At 27.4% G+C, this 19436-nt stretch carries 17 protein-coding genes, 1 tRNA gene and 1 rRNA gene; 13 read left to right on the forward strand and 6 right to left on the reverse strand.

What is annotated here, in order from left to right; all coding sequences use genetic code 11:
- The 6 genes from CLPUN_RS16620 to CLPUN_RS16645 all read left to right on the forward strand — a co-directional run.
- Nucleotides 1-100 (forward strand): 23S ribosomal RNA (locus CLPUN_RS16620); the annotation flags it as partial.
- Between the two features lie 147 nt (nucleotides 101-247).
- A tRNA-Asn gene (locus CLPUN_RS16625) sits at nucleotides 248-322 on the forward strand.
- A 534-nt stretch (nucleotides 323-856) separates the two neighbouring features.
- Nucleotides 857-1816 carry a polysaccharide deacetylase family protein gene (locus CLPUN_RS16630; protein ID WP_077848365.1) on the forward strand — a complete coding sequence of 320 codons (960 nt, stop codon included), beginning with the start codon at nucleotides 857-859 and terminating at the stop codon, nucleotides 1814-1816.
- 164 nt (nucleotides 1817-1980) lie between these two features.
- On the forward strand, nucleotides 1981-3366 hold the full coding sequence (locus tag CLPUN_RS16635; RefSeq protein WP_077848366.1) for a TldD/PmbA family protein: 1386 nt from the start codon (nucleotides 1981-1983) through the stop codon (nucleotides 3364-3366).
- A 3-nt stretch (nucleotides 3367-3369) separates the two neighbouring features.
- The gene (locus CLPUN_RS16640) at nucleotides 3370-4713 is read left to right on the forward strand and encodes a TldD/PmbA family protein (RefSeq protein ID WP_077848367.1); all 1344 of its coding nucleotides are present in this window, start codon (nucleotides 3370-3372) and stop codon (nucleotides 4711-4713) included.
- A 230-nt stretch (nucleotides 4714-4943) separates the two neighbouring features.
- Complete coding sequence (locus CLPUN_RS16645) at nucleotides 4944-5747, forward strand: putative ABC transporter permease (RefSeq protein WP_077848368.1); 804 nt, start codon at nucleotides 4944-4946, stop codon at nucleotides 5745-5747.
- A gap of 219 nt (nucleotides 5748-5966) precedes the next feature.
- Here CLPUN_RS16645 and CLPUN_RS16650 read toward each other — a convergent pair whose 3' ends face one another.
- Nucleotides 5967-7829 (reverse strand): LTA synthase family protein, encoded by a 1863-nt coding sequence (locus tag CLPUN_RS16650; RefSeq protein ID WP_077848369.1) that lies wholly within the window; start codon nucleotides 7827-7829, stop codon nucleotides 5967-5969.
- Nucleotides 7830-8211: 382 nt separating this feature from the next.
- Here CLPUN_RS16650 and yedF point away from each other — a divergent pair, with 382 nt between their 5' ends.
- A complete protein-coding gene (yedF, locus tag CLPUN_RS16655) occupies nucleotides 8212-8784 on the forward strand; it encodes a sulfurtransferase-like selenium metabolism protein YedF (RefSeq protein WP_077848370.1) in 573 nt (190 codons plus the stop codon).
- A 45-nt stretch (nucleotides 8785-8829) separates the two neighbouring features.
- Nucleotides 8830-9789, forward strand: coding sequence for an NAD(P)/FAD-dependent oxidoreductase (locus CLPUN_RS16660; RefSeq protein WP_077848371.1), 960 nt, complete (start codon nucleotides 8830-8832; stop codon nucleotides 9787-9789).
- Here the strand turns inward: CLPUN_RS16660 and CLPUN_RS16665 are convergent.
- The gene (locus tag CLPUN_RS16665; protein WP_077848372.1) at nucleotides 9786-10370 is read right to left on the reverse strand and encodes a GDSL-type esterase/lipase family protein; all 585 of its coding nucleotides are present in this window, start codon (nucleotides 10368-10370) and stop codon (nucleotides 9786-9788) included. The genes CLPUN_RS16660 and CLPUN_RS16665 overlap by 4 nt on opposite strands.
- A gap of 57 nt (nucleotides 10371-10427) precedes the next feature.
- On the reverse strand, nucleotides 10428-11126 hold the full coding sequence (locus tag CLPUN_RS16670; protein ID WP_077848373.1) for a RusA family crossover junction endodeoxyribonuclease: 699 nt from the start codon (nucleotides 11124-11126) through the stop codon (nucleotides 10428-10430).
- Nucleotides 11127-11625: 499 nt separating this feature from the next.
- On the opposite strand from CLPUN_RS16670, the gene tsaD reads away from it, so the two are divergent.
- From tsaD to CLPUN_RS16685, 3 genes are all read left to right on the forward strand, one after another.
- Nucleotides 11626-12645 (forward strand): tRNA (adenosine(37)-N6)-threonylcarbamoyltransferase complex transferase subunit TsaD, encoded by a 1020-nt coding sequence (gene tsaD, locus CLPUN_RS16675; RefSeq protein ID WP_077848374.1) that lies wholly within the window; start codon nucleotides 11626-11628, stop codon nucleotides 12643-12645.
- 8 nt (nucleotides 12646-12653) lie between these two features.
- Nucleotides 12654-13655, forward strand: a complete 1002-nt coding sequence (locus CLPUN_RS16680) for an alpha/beta fold hydrolase (protein ID WP_077848375.1) — start codon at nucleotides 12654-12656, stop codon at nucleotides 13653-13655.
- A 233-nt stretch (nucleotides 13656-13888) separates the two neighbouring features.
- Nucleotides 13889-15115, forward strand: coding sequence for a S1C family serine protease (locus CLPUN_RS16685; protein ID WP_077848376.1), 1227 nt, complete (start codon nucleotides 13889-13891; stop codon nucleotides 15113-15115).
- Between the two features lie 387 nt (nucleotides 15116-15502).
- On the opposite strand, the gene CLPUN_RS27185 is transcribed toward CLPUN_RS16685, so the two are convergent.
- Both CLPUN_RS27185 and CLPUN_RS16690 read right to left on the reverse strand, forming a co-directional pair.
- Nucleotides 15503-15646: a UPF0236 family transposase-like protein gene (locus tag CLPUN_RS27185; protein ID WP_143329075.1), complete on the reverse strand. Its 144-nt coding sequence runs from the start codon at nucleotides 15644-15646 to the stop codon at nucleotides 15503-15505.
- 375 nt (nucleotides 15647-16021) lie between these two features.
- Nucleotides 16022-16384, reverse strand: coding sequence for an SH3 domain-containing protein (locus CLPUN_RS16690; protein ID WP_077848377.1), 363 nt, complete (start codon nucleotides 16382-16384; stop codon nucleotides 16022-16024).
- A gap of 341 nt (nucleotides 16385-16725) precedes the next feature.
- On the opposite strand from CLPUN_RS16690, the gene CLPUN_RS16695 reads away from it, so the two are divergent.
- Together CLPUN_RS16695 and CLPUN_RS16700 are read left to right on the forward strand one after the other, a co-directional pair.
- Nucleotides 16726-17034 (forward strand): PTS sugar transporter subunit IIA, encoded by a 309-nt coding sequence (locus CLPUN_RS16695; protein WP_077848378.1) that lies wholly within the window; start codon nucleotides 16726-16728, stop codon nucleotides 17032-17034.
- A 12-nt stretch (nucleotides 17035-17046) separates the two neighbouring features.
- The gene (locus CLPUN_RS16700) at nucleotides 17047-18186 is read left to right on the forward strand and encodes an ABC transporter substrate-binding protein (protein ID WP_077848379.1); all 1140 of its coding nucleotides are present in this window, start codon (nucleotides 17047-17049) and stop codon (nucleotides 18184-18186) included.
- A gap of 23 nt (nucleotides 18187-18209) precedes the next feature.
- Here the strand turns inward: CLPUN_RS16700 and CLPUN_RS16705 are convergent, their stop codons facing one another.
- Nucleotides 18210-19340, reverse strand: coding sequence for a glycosyltransferase family 4 protein (locus CLPUN_RS16705; protein WP_077848380.1), 1131 nt, complete (start codon nucleotides 19338-19340; stop codon nucleotides 18210-18212).
- Nucleotides 19341-19436: the final 96 nt, after the last annotated feature.

The raw sequence follows: 19436 nt of genomic DNA on the forward strand, positions 1-19436 counted from the left end.
CTAGTAAGACCCCTTGAAGACTACAAGGTTGATAGGTCAGAGGTGTAAGTATGGTAACATATTTAGCTGACTGATACTAATAGGTCGAGGGCTTGACCAATATATAATCAAGTTGTAAATATACATTGATAGAGAGGAAACTTAGATTTACTAGCGTTTGCTGAGTAAGTTCGAGGAACTAAATATAAAATTTGGACTCTCACTTATATGCAATTTTGAAGGAACATTGTTCTTTCAATAATGACGTTCCGCGATAGCTCAATGGTGGAGCACTCGGCTGTTAACCGATAGGTTGGAGGTTCGAGTCCTCTTCGCGGAGCCATTTTTATTTTATAAAGAAATTTATAGTTTGACTTTTATTTAAACTTGTGTTTACTCAAAAAGTTATAGTTATGAAGAGAATTTTTAGTCGAGGAATCGGCTTTTTTTTATGTTTAAGAAAGGCTAAGAATTTTAAAGCAGATAAAATTTGAGAAATAGAAAATATAAAAAAATAATCTTGAATAGAACATCATATGAAATTTTGTTATATCTAGAAAGTATAAAATTTATAAAGTGAAAAAATTTATTTGAATGTAGCTTTAGGAAAAGATATATAAAGATAAAAACGTAAAAGTTTAAAAATTTTAACTAAAAATCAATATTAAATAGTTACTTTATTGTTGTATAAAATTATAGAAAAACTTATACTATATATAGATAGAGAACAAAATGTTTTAATTTTAAATATTTAATGTTTATATGTTCAAGATACAAGAATAAGAATAAAACAAAGAAAGCATTTTTTTTATTAAGTTGTAGTATAAATAGTAAGATAAAAATATAAATAAAATTGCTTAAAGCATAGGAGTATACAATGAGGTATGATAAAAAAAGTAGAAATAGAGCAAGAAAGATTAAAAGAGCTAGAGCCACCATATTATTTATTATAACAGCTGCATTTGTGATTGGAGGAAGTGCTATAATGGCTCAAAAAATTGCAGAAAGTAAACAATCAGTACAAGCAGCAGAAGTTGTTAATGAGCAAAATAATTTGGATTCAAATAATCAAAATAAGACAACTGATAAAAGCGTACTAAATAATAATTCAAGTAAACAATCCTCCGATAATGATTATACAGAAGATGTAGCTTTTGTTGAAAAATATTTAGGACAGCAAATGAAAGGTCAAATGCCAGATGGTGTTGATGGAAAAAAAGTTGTTTATTTAACATTTGATGATGGACCATCAGAGACTGTAACTCCATCTATATTAGACACACTGAAAGCTGAAAATGTACATGCAACTTTTTTTGTTGTTGGAAAAGCTGTAGATGAAAGTGAAACTAATAAAAATTTACTAAAACGCGAATTAGCCGAGGGTCATGAAATAGGAAATCATACTTATTCACATAATTATAACTATCTATATCCCAAAGGATGTATAAATGTGGATAATACAATGGCTGATATTGAAAAAACAAATCAATCATTAAAAAATGTTTTAGGACAAGATTTTTCTACAAGGGCTATTAGATTTCCAGGCGGACATATGACATGGGCCAAAAAAGATGCTAAGGGGATGGCAGCAATGGACAAAGCTTTAGCGGATAAAGACTATCATCAAGTAGATTGGAATTCATTATCTAAAGATGCGGAAGGTCCTCATAAAAATGCAGCACAATTAAAGCAAGAAGTTATAAATACTATGGGTAGCAAACAAAAGCTAATAATATTAATGCACGATACTTATGGAAAGGAGGAAACAGCAAAAGCTTTACCTGAAATAATAAAGTATTTAAAAGAACAAGGATATGAATTTAAAACTCTAAAATAAAAATATTTATAGATTATGTTAATTTAAGTTATATATTAGAATATTATTGCAACTACGTGTATAATATTAATTATTACTTAAAAAATAGCATAGTCTATTTTTTTATGTATTTGGAGATAAATAAACTAAATATATAAAATATATAAGAAATGAGGAGGAACAATATGTTATCAAAGAATGTTGTAGTAGAAGTATTGGCAAAGTGCTTAGTGACAGGTGGAGATTTTGCTGAAATATTTGAAGAGGATTCAATAAATAATTCTATATCATTAGTAGATGGTAAAATAGATGATGCCATAGGTGGAAGAAGTTATGGTATAGGAATTAGAATTTTTAAAGGCTTAAATAGTGTATATGCTTATACAAATAATAATAGTTTAAGTAGCCTTTTAGATACTGCATATAGATCAGCCTTAGCACTAGGTGAAGTTAAAGAAAGCAGTATAAATGAAATTTTATTAAATGAAAAAAAAATAACTACAATACATCCAATAATTTATTATCCTAAGGATGTAGCTTATGATAGAAAAATATCTGTATTAAAAAGTGCTTATAATGGGGCAAAGAATTTTAACCAGGATATTTCACAGGTAGTTGCAAGTTATGCTGATAGAGAACAAAATGTTTTAATTGCAAATACTGAAGGTTTATATGTTCAAGATACAAGAATAAGAACAAGACTTGGAGTAAGTGCTATTGCATCAAAGGGGTCAGAAAACCAAACTGGTTTTGAAGGTCCAGGAAGACACATGGGAATTGAAATGTTTGATGCTATTGATCCTGAATATCATGGAAGAGAAGCTGCTAGAATAGCGTATACTATGCTTCATGCTAAGAATTGTCCAGCAGGTAATATGACAGTTGCTATAGATAATGGATTTGGTGGAGTTATATTTCATGAAGCTTGTGGTCACGCGTTAGAAGCAAGTGCAGTGGCTAAAGGAAATTCGGTATTTGCCAATAAGCTTGGAGAACAAATTGCATCAGCTAAGGTAACTGCAATAGATGATGGTACTGTATCAAATGCATGGGGATCATTAAATATAGATGATGAAGGTAATAATACTCAAAAAAATGTATTAATTGAAAATGGTATTTTAAAAGGATATTTGATTGACAAGTTAAATGGAAGACGTATGAATATGAAGGCAACAGGCAGCTCAAGAAGACAAAGCTATAAGTTTCAACCAACTTCAAGAATGACTAACACTTATATAGCAGCAGGAAATGATAAACCAGATGCGATAATTAAATCTATGGAAGATGGATTATATGCTAAGAAGTTAGGTGGAGGATCTGTTAATCCTGTAACTGGCGAATTTAATTTTGCTGTTCAAGAAGGATATTTAGTTAAGAATGGAGAAATTCAAGAGCCAGTAAGGGGCGCAAGTCTTATTGGTAAGGGGAGTGAAGTACTTATGGATATAGATATGGTTGGAGATAATTTAGAGGTGGCCCAAGGAATGTGTGGATCATCTTCTGGGAGTATTCCAACTAATGTAGGTCAGCCTATGATTAGAGTAAAGAAAATGACAGTAGGAGGTAGATAGATTATGGATTTTAAATTATTTAAGGAAGAATTATTTAAAGAAGCTAAGAATTTAGGATTTGAAGAATGTGAAATATATTATTCTGATGCTGAAAATTTGAGTTTAAATGTTTATGAAGGTGAAGTTGAAAAGTATAAATTAAACAATGCTTTTGGACTTTCATTTAGAGGAAAAATAAATGGTAAGATGGGATATTCTTATACTGAAATATTAGATGAAGATGCAATAAAAACTCTTATAGAAAATGCAAAGGGAGCAGTACTTGCTATAGAAAATGATGATGTACAATTTATATATGAGGGTGACAAGGTGTATAAAGAGCTTAACGGCTATAAAAAAGAATTAGACAATGTTAAGCCAGATGAGCTTATTTCATTAGCTTTGGAAATGGAAAAGGAATGTAAAAAACAATGCGATAAAATTGTCAATTTTCAAGGTTGTGGAATTGGATATGGCAAATCTACTTATGGAATAATAAATTCAAAGGGACTTAACTTAAGGAATGAAAGAAATAGCTTGACGGCATATGTGGTTCCTATAGTAGAGGAAAACAATGAAAAATATGATGGAATGGGATATGTTCTAGCTAAAACTATCGAAGATATTAAACCAAGTGATTTAGCAAGGCAAGGACTTGAAGAAGCGCTTTCTAAAATTGGTGGAAAGAGTATTCCATCAGGGAAATATAAGATAATTATAAATAATGAAGCAATGGTATCATTACTTGGAGCTTTTTCAGGAATATTTAATGCAGAGCAAGTACAAAAGGGATTATCTTTATTAAAGGGAAAAGAAGGCGAAATCATAGCAGCAGATATAGTAACTTTAATTGATGATCCTCATTTAGAAGATGGACTTGGAACAACTTCTTTTGATGATGAAGGGGTTGCAACTTATAAAAAAGAGATTATAACGAAAGGAAAATTAAATACACTTTTATATAACTTAAAAACTGCGCATAAAGCTGGAGTTAAGTCTACAGGAAATGGATTTAAAGGTTCATATGCATCAACTGTAGGTGTAAGTGCAACAAACTTTTATATTAAGTCAGGAGAAAAATCTTTTGAAGAACTTTGTAGTTACGTGAAAGAAGGTTTAATAATAACAGAATTTGCAGGACTTCATTCAGGAGCTAGTTCAGTAACAGGAGATTTCTCTCTAGCAGCCAAGGGATTTATGATTGAAAAGGGAAAGAAGAGTTTCCCTGTAGAACAAATTACAGTAGCAGGCAATTTTTTTACAATGCTTAAGGATATAGAGAAAGTGGGAAGTGATTTAAAATTCCCTATGAGCAGCATAGGCTGTCCATCAGTTGTTATAAGAGAACTTTCTATAGCAGGAAAATAATTAAGAAATAAAAACTGGAAATAATGAATGATTAAAATCAATGATAAAGGCATAAAATTATAAAAACTTTTAAATATATATCTTTCAACGAATTAACTATATATTTATATAGTATATATGAAATTAGTGTAACAAATTAATTAGAATATATATAATTTAAACTTTAAATCATTTACTGTTGATCATTCATTATTAATTTATAAATAGGCGCTTCAAGGCAGGAGATAAGAATGAATACAATTTATATATATTTTTTTTACTTTATAGTTTATAGCTTTTTAGGATGGGGATGTGAAACAATTTATTGTACTATAATTGACAAAAAGTATGTAAATAGAGGATTTTTAAAAGGACCATTCTGCCCAATATATGGAACAGGTGCACTTATAGTAATTACAATATTAGCTCCAGTTTCAGACAATATTATGCTCGTTTTTTTCTTTGGGATGGTTTTAACAAGCATATTAGAATATTTTACAGGTTTTTTATTAGAAGTAATATTTAATCTTAAATGGTGGGATTATTCTAACTATAGATTTAATATAAAAGGAAGAGTATGCTTATTAAATTCAATTTTATTTGGATTTTTATCTGTTATTACTGTTAATTTTATAGATCCTATTATGGTAAAGCTTATACAAAGAATACAAACTAATACGACTATATTTATTTGTTCGACACTAGCAATAGTTTTTGTTATGGACGCAATAATTACAGGTTATAATATTTTGCAGTTAAGTGAAAAATTACAAGAAATAAATATACTTTATCGAGAACTTAAAGAAAAGAGTGAAATATATAAAGATATTGTACATAAAAATATAGAAAAACTTGATGAATTAATAGAACATGAAAAAATTGCTCATACTAAAGATTTAATTGATAAATTAAAAATTAAATGGGAAGGTGTAATGCTAAAAGACAAATCAGTTAATAAACGTATTATTAAAGCTTTTCCTAATATAAAATCTTTAAAATATAACTATTCTCTTGAACGATTTAAGGAAGAATTAAAGAAGATAAAGAAAAAATAAAATTAAAATATATGCAATAGCCATCAGCTATTTGTAAAATTACATACAAATAGTTAATGGCTATTATAAATGTTTAAACCATATATATTGTTTAATTTGTACAATAGATTTTCAAATAAATTTCACTTTTTATATGTATAAGATCTAATTAAATTGCTAAATCAAAAACATATACAGTAATTAAATATTATGTAGTCTATTTATCGGAACAAATATATATTAATTGTGAGCATAATTTGCACGTATCATTTTATCTGAAATATCTAAGGAGTTTTTGTAAATTTCTTTTTCTTTATCTGTAAGATTTTCTCCGCCTTTAAGGGTTCCGTTAGTTATTACTGCAAAAGATTTTTGTGTATTTAATAAATTTTTACCTAATGCAGAATTTTCATATTTATCTTTATCAATACCAAGTAAATATAGGAGTGTTGGCATTACATCAATTTGTCCACCATATAAATCAAAAGTTTGTCCTTCTTTCAAGGATGGATTATAAATTATTAAAGGAACTACTGGATTTCCAGTGCTTAAATACCAATCTTGTTTATTTGATAATTGATCTATACTACTATTATAATATTTGTGAACTCCAGTGTGGTCCCCCATTATTGCAACTACAGTATTTTCAAGAAGTCCTTCTTTATCTAATAAGTCAAGGAAATTTCCTATTTGCTTATCTGTATAATGGACACTTTCAAAATATCCTCCAAGCTCACTCTTATCTAGCTCAGGGTCAAGACCAAGTTCTCTATATTTTTCAGGTAAATCGAACGGTCCGTGACTAGTTAAGGTTACAGTTTCAACATAAAATGGTGATTTCTTTTCTTTTATCATAGGAACAACTTGCTCGAAATAGGTTCTATCACTAATACCAAGTCCAATTTGCTCATCTGTATTAAAAGAATAATAATCAGTAAACTTATCAAATCCAATTCCAGTTAAGCCATTTGCATAATTCCAAAATGAACCTTTATCAGGATGAATTGCAGTAGTAGAATAACCTTCATCTTCTAATATATTTGGCAATGAATTATAGTTAGTATTAGGATATCTGAAGAATGTACTTCCTTTTCTTAAAGGAAGCATAGAAGCATTAACCATTAAATCAGCATCAGAACTTGTCCCTTCGTTAACTTGCTCAAAAACATTTGGAAAGTAAAGACCATTTTGTGTTAATTTATTTAAATTAGGAGTAATTTCTTTTCCATTAATTTTCTGTCCAATAACAAAGTTTTCTAAAGATTCAACTTGAATGTAAATTAGATTCTTTCCTTTTGCCATGCCAAAGTATTTATTATTAGGTAAGTCTTCTTTCTTTAATTCAAATAATTCTTTAATATCTGATTTATCTTGTTCTGTAAGCTCATATGGTTTAGAGTCATTGTATACTGTATAAAAATCAATAATATGATATCCAATAGGTGAAAAATATCTAGCTGTATTTGACTTATCATAACCATCAAACAAATAAGCATTTTCCACAGATTTGTTGTTAAGTACACTTATACTAAAGGGAACATAAATTACAAATACTATTGATAAAATGAAAGCACATAAGGATGTTTTTATAGCTCTATAATGCTTTGGTGTAAAAGATTTTCTAGTTAAATATACATATATGATTAATATTATGAAATCAAATAAGAAAATAACATCTAATTTACTTAGCATAGAAAGAATACTTCCAGACATATTATCTAAATTAGACATTTGACTTAATACTAATGCTGAAGGAACTGTTAAAAATCCCCTGAAATACCAAATATCAATTAGAATTAATAAGGTTAAAAGTCCATCAATTGCAAAAGTATATATTATTCTGCCTTTTCCTTTAAATAGTAATGAAAAGCTTAAAAATATTAAAGTAAAAGCTATATAATAATTTAAGCATGGCTTAGCAGCATAATAACCAGCAAAAAAATCAAATTTATATGGATCTTGATTTGTAACAAATCCTTGAAATATAATTCCCTTTAAAACTATAGAAAATAAAGGAATTAAGAAAAATATTATTCTTATAACAGTATCTTTTGTTACATTATGTTTTAAAAAATCTTTAACTTTAGAGTTCAAAATAGTCATATTTCACCTCAAACTAATATATTACACATTATAGTATACATAAATTTATAAATTAAACAAACATATAATTTTAACAGGAAGAAGAAATATTTACAAATATAAAACTAATATTAATAATATATATTATCTAAAAATAAGTTACACTAAAATGTGTAACAACAGCTTAATTCATTAGATAATCAAAGTTGCAGCATATATATTAATTTTATACGTAAAAAAACTGTGTTAATGTTAAATAAATTATAAGATATTAATTTAACAGGGTATATTATTAATGTAAGAAAATTTGTATAATAAAAGTATAATAAATTAAATGAATTTAATATATAATTGTCATAAAATCTTAATATATTAAATTAAATATTGTAAAGGAGCTATAGCTATGAAAGAAATAGATTGTAGAGGATTCGCATATTTAAAAATTATAAGAGAAATAAAGAAGTATTTTAATTCAATAGGTGAAGGCGAAGCTATAGTATTAGTAAGCAATGAACTGGAGCGCTCTAATGTTATAAGATATGCAACACATAAGGGATATCATGTAGAACAAGAAGATGAAGAACATAGATTTATAATAAAGATAGAAAAAAGAGGATGCTTAGAACTTGAAGAAGAGGAAAATATTTTTTCTATATTAATAACAAGTGAAAAATTAGGTGAAAGTGATGAGGAACTAGGAATAATTTTAATGAAGGAATATTTTGAACTATTAAATGAATGTGATCAGCTTCCTAGAGAAATTTTATTTTTGAATTCAGCTGTTAAGTTATTTTACAAGGATTCTAAAGTTTTAGAAGAAATAAAAATGTTACATAAAAAAGGAGTATCAATTTTATTAAATGATACTTCAATAAAATATTATAATCTAAAGGAAGAAATCTCCTTTGGAGAGATAGTTAGTATGTATGATATGCTTATTGTTATGAAGAAATCAAGAAAATTGGTAAAAGTATAGTGAAAATACAGAATAAAAACTTATTAGAATAATGGGGGGATTGAAATGCCAAGTTATGATTTGATTGTTATTGGAGCTGGAATAGCTGGAATGACAGCAGCAATGGGTGCTGTAAATTCAGGAGTTAAAAAAATACTTATTATTGAAAAAGAATATTCTGTTGGTGGAATAATTAATCAATGCATTCATAATGGATTTGGAGAGAAATTTTTAGGTGAAAAAGTAACAGGACCAGAATATATTGATTATATACAAAAACAATTAGAAAAATTGTCTATAGAAATAATGTTAAATACTACATTACTAGATGTTACCAGAGAAAAAGTGATTACATATGTAAATTCTGATGAGGGTGTTAAGGAAGTCACAGCTGGAGCTGTAATATTTGCTATGGGTTCAAAAGAAAGATATTCGGGGAATGTTGTAATACCAACTAATGGAATTACTGGCGTATTTACCATTGGAGAAGCACATAGAATAATTAATTTAGAGGGATATCTACCAGGTAGAAATACTTTGATTATAGCTAAAGATAAATGGGGATTTATAGTTGCTAGAAGATTAATAATAGAAGGGGGAAATATAGAAGGCGTAGTAATTGAAAATTCTTATGAAGATATAACTAATTCAGAAATACATAATATAATAGATGGTTTTCATATTCCTATAATTGAAAATTCTAGAGTAGTTGAAATTGAAGGAAATACTAGAATTCAAAAGGTTAAAATTATGAATTTAAAGGATAATAAAATAGAAGAAAAAGAATGTGATTCTTTACTTTTATCAGTTGGTTTTATTCCTGAAAATTCTATGTTAAGAAAATTGAAAATTGATATTAATAGTGAAATTTTAGGTCCAGAGGTGGTAGATTTTAAAACTTCACTAGATGGATTCTTTGCATGTGGAAATATAATATATGGGGAAAATGCTATGTACATGCAAGAAACTGATGGAGTGGAATGTGGAGTAAATGCAGCTGAATATATAAAAAAATATATATACTAAAAGTAGGGGGAAAAATTTTTAAAAGTAGAGAGAGCTTCTTCAAACATTAATGAGTGGCCTAATGATGTAAGGTGAATTCCATCTAAATAAATATCATCGTTATTTGGGGTTATGTCGTAGAAATTAATGAATTTTAATTTATATTTATTGCACAACTTAATAAGCTCATTTTTTAAAATTAAGAGTTCATTTTCAGCATAGTCATACAAATGAGAAGGACAAAAGAGTTCATTTGCCATTTTGCCTATAATTTTAGGTGGTATGCCAATAATTGTTTTTGAATTAATATCTAAAGCATCTTTAATCATTAATTCTATATTATCTATTATTGAACTTACAGATCTTCCAAGAAGAAGGTCATTAGTTCCACACATTATGAAGATTTTAAATGGATTATGGATTAATACATCATTATAGTAACGAGAAAGCATAGAAGTCGTAGTGTCACCATTACATGCTTTATTTAATGATAAAAATGAAAATTCCTGGCTAATTTTATATACCCAGGAATTTTGTTTTGGGACACCATATCCAAAGGTTAAGCTATCACCGAAAAAAATAATATCAAAAGAATCAGTCATAATAAAAGTCCTTTCTATAAGTTTTATATATGATGGATTTTATTTCAATTAAATATTCTAAAATAATTTTTTAAAGCATTTTTTACAGATCAATGTTTTTCCGTTATCAGCTTTTAAATAATCATCTGACAGGATGATTTTATTACAAATATTACAGAAATTGTTATCTTTAGACGCTGTGTTTCTAGAAACTTCCTCAGTTTGTTTCAAACAATTATCTATAGGTTTTGGATTAATTTTATTTTTACCTGTATTAATTGAAGCGTGATTATCAGAGATATCATTTATTACACTCCTTTTTATTGGAGAATATAATTTAGCTTTTGTAGGAACAATTTTTTTTGTGATTTTATAACTAAAATCATATTCACTTTCAGAAAAAAGTTCTAATTCAAATCTAGGATTTTGCTTATCATAATATTCTTCAGTAAAAATTTTAGTTATTTGAGCATCATTAACTATAAGACCGCTTTTTTCTATGCCATCAAATATACTTTTGGTAATGTTAATAGTATCTGGATGACGCTTTTCACTTTTATAATAAACTTTTAATAAAGCGATTAGACTTTCGGAAAAAACTATATCTGGATTTTGACTTCTTGCAAGTAGTGCTATTTCTTGCTCATACAGTGCATATCTATCATGGTATTTTCCAGAACTATGTGGCAAAATTGCACGACCATCTGCATTATGTAATTTGAAATTTGATTTTGTAATCGGTGATCCTTTAATTATTACCTTGGCATAATTAGACATTTAAAATCTCCTTGAATAAAAATTTAGTTAGTAATTCCAATATACAGCATATGAGTTTTTTATACAATAAGCACAATATTATAAATTTTAAACAAAACTTTAATTTTGAACATTATTAATTTTAGATGAATCATAACCTTTTTAAAATATATATTATAATGATTATGCAAATTGCACTTTGATAATATTATATATATAAAGTATAATATTTGGAGACTTGATATAAATAATAAGTTTTTGATGTTGGTATACAACTAAATATTACGAATATATTAAACAATGTCAAAGAATAGAGAAATTATTTATGTTATGCGATAAAATAGATTTAGTAGAAGAAAATATTTCAATTCATTGCATCTAAATATAATAACTTTAAATTAATTTGCTAAATTAAAAATATGTATAATAGCTAAGGAAATGAAGTTTATTTGTTTGAACATATATACATTAAATATTGTTTATCATGGATTGAAGTTAAATAAAAAAAGAGGTAATAAATATGAATAAAAAAATAATTTTAGCAATAGAATCTAGCTGTGATGAAACCTCTGCAGCAGTTGTCGTAAATGGTAGAGAAGTTTTATCTAATGTAATTGCATCACAAATAGATACACATAAAAAATTTGGAGGTGTAGTGCCAGAGGTTGCATCAAGAATGCATATAGAAGTTATAGATAGTGTTGTAAAAGCTGCTCTTGAAGAAGGAGAAGTTTCTTTAAAAGATATTGATGCAATAGGGGTTACTTATGGACCGGGACTTGTTGGAGCACTTTTAGTTGGACTTCAATATGCAAAAGGACTTTCTTTAGGTTCAAATAAGCCATTAATTGGAGTTAACCATATTCAAGGACATATTAGTGCAAATTTTATTGAACATAAAGATTTAAAGCCACCTTTTGTATCTTTAGTAGTTTCTGGTGGTCATACATTTATAGTACATGTAAAAGGATATAGAGATTTTGAAGTTATAGCTCAAACAAGGGATGATGCGGCTGGAGAAGCTTACGATAAGGTAGCTAGAGCATTGGGTCTTGGATATCCAGGTGGTCCTAAAATTGACAAATTAGCTAAGGAAGGAAATGAAAATGCAATAGAATTTCCAAGAGCTAAATTTCAAGATGACACATTAGATTTTTCATTTAGCGGAGTAAAATCTGCAGTATTAAATTACTTAAATAAAGCTAAAATGAAGGATGAAGAAATAAATACAGCTGATATTGCAGCATCTTTTCAAAAGGCAATTGTTGATGTATTAAAAACTAATTTATTTTTAACTTGTGAGAGAAGCGGGATTAAGAGAATTGCTGTAGCAGGGGGAGTTGCATCTAATTCATGCTTGAGGAAAACACTACAAAATGAAGGGGACAAAAGAGGAATTGAGATATTATTTCCATCACCTATCTTATGTACTGATAATGCAGCAATGATTGGAAGTGCAGCATATTTCAATTACCAGGAAGGAATAATATCTGATTTAGATATAAATGCAAAACCTAATTTAAAATTAGGGGAGGAGTAGATTCGAATATGAAGCTATTAGCACACTCTAATGTAGTTCATAAACTTGATAAAGATAAAGTTAGTAAGAGGAAAATTTTAAAAAAAATTATTATCTTCTTTCTAGGATTATTTATTTTAGGAGTTGCAGTACAAATTGTAACTAATTTTATAGATAATGAAAGATTAAAATCACGATTTAAGTATGGTAGAATAGATGGAAAGAAGATGGAGTATAAATTTAAATCTGGTACAGATTATACTGTGGTATTTGATGGGAAATTAGGTAATAATATGTATGAATGGGATAATATATGTAAGTTATTAGAAGATAAGAAATTATCAACATTTATATATAACAGAAGAGGATATGGATTTAATGATGGAGGAGATGTTAGAACTCCGGAAGAACAAGCAAAGGATTTGAAACTTTTACTTAGAAAAGCTGGAGTTTCAGAACCTTATATTTTGGTTGGTGAGGAATATGGAAGTTTAGTTATAACAAATTTCGTTAGTTTATATCCTAATTCAGTTGCAGGCGTTGTTTTAGTTGATCCAATATCAGAAGAAAAAATTAAGACCAGCGAATTTAAAGAAAGTATCAAATGCAAATACTACAGGAGTAAATTTGAGACTATAGGTACTAATTTTAGTTTAACTTCATTATTAAGTAATATGAGGCTAACTATTGAAAATAATACTTTTAAGGAACATTTAGCTGAAAGTGAATTAAGTGAATTTAATAGTTTTGAAAATAAAAAAAATTATAAAGAAGCAGTTTCAAATGAATTAAGAAATTTATATGAAGGTTCATCAAATAGTCAGGTAAATGGTCTTTTAGCTAATAAACCATTTTATTTAATAACTAGTGATGAAGAGGATTCAGCGAAAAAATTAGGGGACACAGCATCTACAACAGTATATAAAAAAGAAACAAGTGATTCGCCAGTTTCATTATTAGATCCAGATATAATCGTTAATGGAGTAAACAACATTATGAAGGAAGCTAAAAAATTAGCTAAGAAGTCATAAGGTTTATAATATGTTGAAAAAAGAAGTTTATATTAAGATTATTTATTATGATTTAATTTTGTGGAAAAATTAAAATGAGAATATATAATATTGTCATTTATTTGACACACAATGAATTTATAATAAGAATATAAAGTAGTAACAATAAAGATAAGCTTTAAGATATTTTAGAACTAAAACATATTATTTTATAGCAGGTTAAAAAATTAATAATTATATAGGAGGAAACTTTTATGAATAATAATGAAAATAATAATAAATTTATTGATGTAGAATCACTTCCAGTAAATGAAGGACAACAAGTTGCTTGGGATGATTGCTTTCAAAATAGTAATTCTGGTGAACCTAGAAAAAGAAAAAGAAAAGGGCTACGTACATTAGGTAAAGTTGCAGGAATTTTATTTATTACAATGATAGGTGGAGTATTCGGAAGTACAATTACCTATTCATTATTAAAAGCAAATAATGTTGTTGCTACAAAGCAAATAGTAAGCTCTATTCCTCAATCATTTACATCAAGTACATCAGATGCCATGTCAGCAGCAGATGCGTTTAATAAAGTAGCACCAGCAGTTGTTATTGTTTCAACTAAAAGTACAGCTAGTAATGGATTTACAACTGGAGAAGTAGACGGCATGGGATCAGGTTTTATTATAAATGAACAAGGATATATTTTAACTAATAATCATGTAATTCAAGGCGCTAAGGAAATTACAGTTACTTTAAGTAATAATACAGAGGTTAGTGCAACCATAATTAATTATGATCAAGAAAAAGATATTGCAATGATTAAGTTAAAAGAAGGAACTAAAGTTCCAGCAGTTGCAGAGCTTGGAGATTCGGATGAAATATATCCAGGTGCAGAAGTTATAGCAATTGGAACACCTCTTTCAAAGAACTTTGCTCAAACTCTTACAAAAGGAGTTATAAGTGGAAGTAATAGAACTATAGAAAGCCAATCTGGAACAAGTGTAAATTTAATTCAAACAGATGCAGCTATTAATCCAGGAAATAGTGGTGGTCCATTAGTAAATTCTAAGGGTCAAGTTATAGGGATTAACTCTATGAAGTTAGGTACTCAAGCTCTAGGGGAAGCTAGTATCGAAGGTATAGGATTTGCAATTCCTATAAATGAAGTGAAGGGAAAAATAAATGTTTTATCTAAACAAATATTAAATTTAGGAATTCAAATAAAAGATATTGATAGTGATATAGCTAAGAAATATAATTTACCAGAAGGAATTTATATTGTTTCAGTTGATGAATTCTCACCAGCTGAGAAGGCTGGATTTAAAATTGGAGATATAATTGTAAAATGTGATGGAAAATCAGTTAAGACAGCTAAAGAACTTAAAGCAATAAAAGAAGATAAAAATGCAGGTGATACTATTAATTTAGAAGTGATAAGAGATAAAAAAAATATTACAGTTTCAGTTGTATTAGAAGAAAAAAATAGTTAAAATAAAATTAGGAGAGACAAATAATGTATAAGTGTCATTCCTAATTTTTGGTGAATATTCACCTATAGTAATAAAATTTATTTCTTATATAATTTTAGATACAATAAATAAGGAAAGTGTCTCCCTTTAAGTAGAGTTCTATAAAATCGGGACACTTTCCTTTTTAAAAGTTCTCCAATATCAGATACACGAATTTTAATTGTTTGATGATTAGGATTGCAAAGCACTAAAGAGTCATATTCTTTGCTCACATTTCTAAGGGATTTTTGCTGATGCTTTGTTTGCTAAATTTATAGCTTGCTTAAGAATTGATTTTCTCAAAAAGATCAATATATAATGCTTCGTTCAATAAAAATGTTGTTTTGGATTCATTTCTGCTTATTTTATCTATATAGTATCCCATTTATAAGTCACACTACCAAAGGAAGTATTTATGTTACGTTTTTGTTTCTTTTTACATCTATAAATTCTTTTATCTCTGCTATTAAATATTTCATCGTCAATGCTTTCTAAAGTGTTTTCAAAAAACATCAGTATCTATTTCATAGAAAAATTTTGTAATTTTTTTTAGTAATATTGAATTTTAAATTGCTATATTCTATACTATTACTCATATAAATCCCTCCATTCAATATGTTTTGTTATTAATTATATTGTAATAGGGATTTATATGTTTAATAAGATATTCTTTAATTATTTAGTATATATTACTTGATTTTTGTCTACAAAAATTTTACGAACACATTTAAATATGTACTTTTCAATGTAAAAATAGGATTTTATTTAACTGATTTAAACAGTTGAATAAAATCCCATCTTTGTTTATCTGAAGCACTGAGAAAGCATATCTTTTTTCAATGGTCTCAAGCTTTATTCCTATATTTTTTCTGAATTACTTATAATTTTCTACACAGCGACATCTACATATGTAGTTGCAACATATCCTGATTTCCCTTTTAAAATTCCACTTGTCACTGTTACTTTATACCAGTAATAACCATCCGATGGACCAAATTCATTTAGTATAAGTACTGTATCTCCTTTTTTTAATTGAACATTATATACATTCCAAGTTTCAATTCCTGGGGTTGTCCTAAGATTTACATTACTAGAAGCTATTGTACCAGTAATATTTGCTAATCTGCGAGTACTGCTAGCAACAGTATTTTCAGTTGTATTAATATTAGTTGAGGCAAATACTGGTGTTGATGTTGTTATTACAGTTGCTAAAATTCCTAAAGCCAATAATTTTATTCCTATTTTTTTCATTCTTAACATCTCCTAAAATTTAGTATAAATTTATTATATATGAAAAATTAGAATAATAATATATATTTTTGTAAATTTAATAAAATATTTATTATTTTTATATTAAAGGTTTGGCGATTAAATCATAACACAGAATAATCATCATGGATTTTCTATTAGCTCAATTTAATTTTACAATGAGTTGATTAATAATGTATTATAGGATACAATTGTAAATTCTAATTTTTTCTTTTAGTTATCCTTTAAAAATTTAAAGAAAAGTAGTAATATTAATTAATAAGGGTAAGGTATCTTTAACTTTATATGTTTTTTTGATGATTAAAGTGAAGAAGGAGAAAATTATGGAAGAAATAATATTAAATATAATAATGCATAGTGGAGAAGCTAGAAGTTGTTCTATGGAAGCAATTTCTTTAGCTAAAACAGGGGATTTTAGTAAAGCAAAAGAATTAATAATAAAAGCTGATGAGGAATTAGGATATGCCCATAGTTCACAAACTAGTTTAATTCAAGGGGAAGCAGCAAATGATAAAATAGACTTTTCCTTACTTTTAATACACGCTCAAGATCATTTAATGACAACAATGACATTTAAAGATTTAGCAGTAGAGTTAATAGATGTACATGAAAAAATAAACTCCATTCATTAAGAGGGATAGAATATGAGAAATAAAATTAAATATGTTGTTATGTTTTTTATTTTCTTGGCATTGGGAATAATAAGCATTAATTTATTCCAGCCTACCAAGGAACAGCAAGTTAAAGGAACTATAGAGCTTTTAGTAAATGAAAATTCTTACGATTATTTAGTTGAATGTGCAAATGATTTTATGAAACTAAATGATAAAACATTAATTAGTATAAAGAAATTAGAAAATTATAATCAAATTGTTAATACATCAGAAAATACTAAAATAAAAACTGCGAATATCGCACAAATTGATAGATTTAATTTTGAACAATTAAAATTAGATGATTATGAATATTATAATAAGCATGATAAGCTTTTAAATAATTATGCCAAGAATTTTTCTGAATATAGGGTAAATCAAGTTAAGTATGGTGATAATTCAATAGGAATACCATTAACGTCTAGACCATTAGCTTTTTATATAAGAGAAGATATGTTAACGCAATATGGATTTAAAAGAGAGAGCATGAATACTTGGGATGATGTTATAAAGATTGGTAAAGATATTTATACAAAAAGTAATGGAAAAGTAAGTATAATAAGTGCAACTGGACAAGATTATGAAGATCTATTAGATTTATTGACTATGGAAACCTTTAATCCAGATAAGAGTGTAGATGATATGAAATTAGAAGTTCAAGCTATGGTTAAAAAGTTAAAGGACAATAACATTTTAAATTTAGCAAATGGAGGAGAATTTTTAGGAAGAATATCTTCAATTAATGCTATGAGCGAAATAATGAAAATTGAAACACCTTGTGAATGGAGTGTTGGAAATGTACCTAGCATTAAACCGGGTGGTAATAAATTTTTCGCAACAGAAGGAGATAATTTATTAGTATTAAATCAAAATGTGGATAATGAAAAGCTAATTGAGAAATTCATAACATATGTAATAACTAATAATAAGCAAACTGTTAAGTATGTAAAGGATGGAAAAATTTTTTCGAGCTATTTATATACTTATAGCACTAAAGAAATTGAGGATAGTGTGAAAAATTTTGCGGGCAAAAGTCCACTTGTAGTATTAAGTAACGTAGAAGAGAAAACTCCGAAAATCAATGACTATAATAAATACATAAAATTAAAGCAAGAACTTAGAGTACAATAGTACTTTGAGTTCTTGTTTTATTTTTATATTGAAAATTCATCTGATAAAGTTTTATAAATTTCTAAGGTAGTTTGGGCAGTTTTTTTCCAAGTAAATTCTAGACTTCTTATATAACCCTTTTGGCTTAGTTCAGTCTTTAACTTTTCATCATTTAAAAGAATTACTAGGGCCTTTTCTAATTCATCTATTTTATAGGGATTTATTAAGATTGCACTATCTTTTGTTACTTCTGGAATTGAAGTTAAATTAGAGGTTATTACAGGAGCTTTGCAGCTCATGGCTTCTAATGGAGGCAATCCAAAGCCTTCATAAAAGGAAGGATAAACAAAGGCATCACACCCACTATAGAGGATAGGTAAAAGTTTATCTTCTAGATACCCAGAAAAAATTATTTTATCCTCCATATTATTTTCTTTAACAAAGTTTAATAATTTCTCTCCTTCATCTTTTAAAGGGCCTCCAATAAGCAACTTATAAGGTTTATTTAAATCTTTATGAACTTTTATAAAGGCTTTAATTAATCCTAAAGCATTTTTTCTTAAACTAAATCCACCAATATAGAGTATATAGGGAGCTTTTACACCATAAGTATTTTCTACATATAGTTTACACGCATTTTTATTTAAGGGTTTAAAATTATTATTTGCAGCAAGAGGTGTCACAAATACTTTATCTTCAGGATAAGAACTAAAAAATTTTAGAATATCTTTTTTTGAGTATTCGGATACAGTTAAGATGCTGCTAGAGTTAGCAATTATGTTTGGCATGTCACGTAAAAATCTTTCTAAATAACTTTTTCCGACAGTGTCAGGCATTATATATGGTATTAAATCATGTATGGTAACTACAGTTGGGATTTCAGTATCAAAATCGAGGCCTATACCATTTTGAGGAATATGATATAAATCAATGTGAGATTTAGTTAATTCATTTGGAATATAATATTTCTCGTAAAAACCGCCATGCTTGCCAGAAGAATATACTATATTAGAATTTTTTTTATTAAATTTTTTACTAAACTTACCAGAACAAAATAAAGTGAATTGATCTTTTGAATTTAAAGAAAGCATTTCAGATATAAGATTTTCGGTATAAGTACCTATACCAGTTCCATGATGTAAATTAGAACTACGAGCATCGATGGCAATTTTCATATGAACACCTCTAAAATACATATATACTATAAAGTATTATAGACTTTTAAATTTTGTGAATATAAATCACAATAAATTATTTAATCACATATAATA

The organism is Clostridium puniceum, from assembly GCF_002006345.1.
Lineage (GTDB): Bacteria > Bacillota > Clostridia > Clostridiales > Clostridiaceae > Clostridium > Clostridium puniceum.

Excerpts from the sequence above, each read along its gene's own strand:
- CLPUN_RS16680 (WP_077848375.1), top strand. The coding sequence starts at position 12,654 with ATGAAGCTATTAGCACACTCTAATGTAGTTCATAAACTTGATAAAGAT.
- CLPUN_RS16690 (WP_077848377.1), bottom strand. The coding sequence starts at position 16,384 with ATGAAAAAAATAGGAATAAAATTATTGGCTTTAGGAATTTTAGCAACT.
- yedF (WP_077848370.1), top strand. The coding sequence starts at position 8,212 with ATGAAAGAAATAGATTGTAGAGGATTCGCATATTTAAAAATTATAAGA.
- tsaD (WP_077848374.1), top strand. The coding sequence starts at position 11,626 with ATGAATAAAAAAATAATTTTAGCAATAGAATCTAGCTGTGATGAAACC.
- CLPUN_RS16705 (WP_077848380.1), bottom strand. The coding sequence starts at position 19,340 with ATGAAAATTGCCATCGATGCTCGTAGTTCTAATTTACATCATGGAACT.
- CLPUN_RS27185 (WP_143329075.1), bottom strand. The coding sequence starts at position 15,646 with ATGTTTTTTGAAAACACTTTAGAAAGCATTGACGATGAAATATTTAAT.
- CLPUN_RS16650 (WP_077848369.1), bottom strand. The coding sequence starts at position 7,829 with ATGACTATTTTGAACTCTAAAGTTAAAGATTTTTTAAAACATAATGTA.
- CLPUN_RS16665 (WP_077848372.1), bottom strand. The coding sequence starts at position 10,370 with ATGACTGATTCTTTTGATATTATTTTTTTCGGTGATAGCTTAACCTTT.
- CLPUN_RS16660 (WP_077848371.1), top strand. The coding sequence starts at position 8,830 with ATGCCAAGTTATGATTTGATTGTTATTGGAGCTGGAATAGCTGGAATG.
- CLPUN_RS16630 (WP_077848365.1), top strand. The coding sequence starts at position 857 with ATGAGGTATGATAAAAAAAGTAGAAATAGAGCAAGAAAGATTAAAAGA.
- CLPUN_RS16645 (WP_077848368.1), top strand. The coding sequence starts at position 4,944 with ATGAATACAATTTATATATATTTTTTTTACTTTATAGTTTATAGCTTT.
- CLPUN_RS16700 (WP_077848379.1), top strand. The coding sequence starts at position 17,047 with ATGAGAAATAAAATTAAATATGTTGTTATGTTTTTTATTTTCTTGGCA.
- CLPUN_RS16685 (WP_077848376.1), top strand. The coding sequence starts at position 13,889 with ATGAATAATAATGAAAATAATAATAAATTTATTGATGTAGAATCACTT.
- CLPUN_RS16635 (WP_077848366.1), top strand. The coding sequence starts at position 1,981 with ATGTTATCAAAGAATGTTGTAGTAGAAGTATTGGCAAAGTGCTTAGTG.
- CLPUN_RS16640 (WP_077848367.1), top strand. The coding sequence starts at position 3,370 with ATGGATTTTAAATTATTTAAGGAAGAATTATTTAAAGAAGCTAAGAAT.
- CLPUN_RS16670 (WP_077848373.1), bottom strand. The coding sequence starts at position 11,126 with ATGTCTAATTATGCCAAGGTAATAATTAAAGGATCACCGATTACAAAA.
- CLPUN_RS16695 (WP_077848378.1), top strand. The coding sequence starts at position 16,726 with ATGGAAGAAATAATATTAAATATAATAATGCATAGTGGAGAAGCTAGA.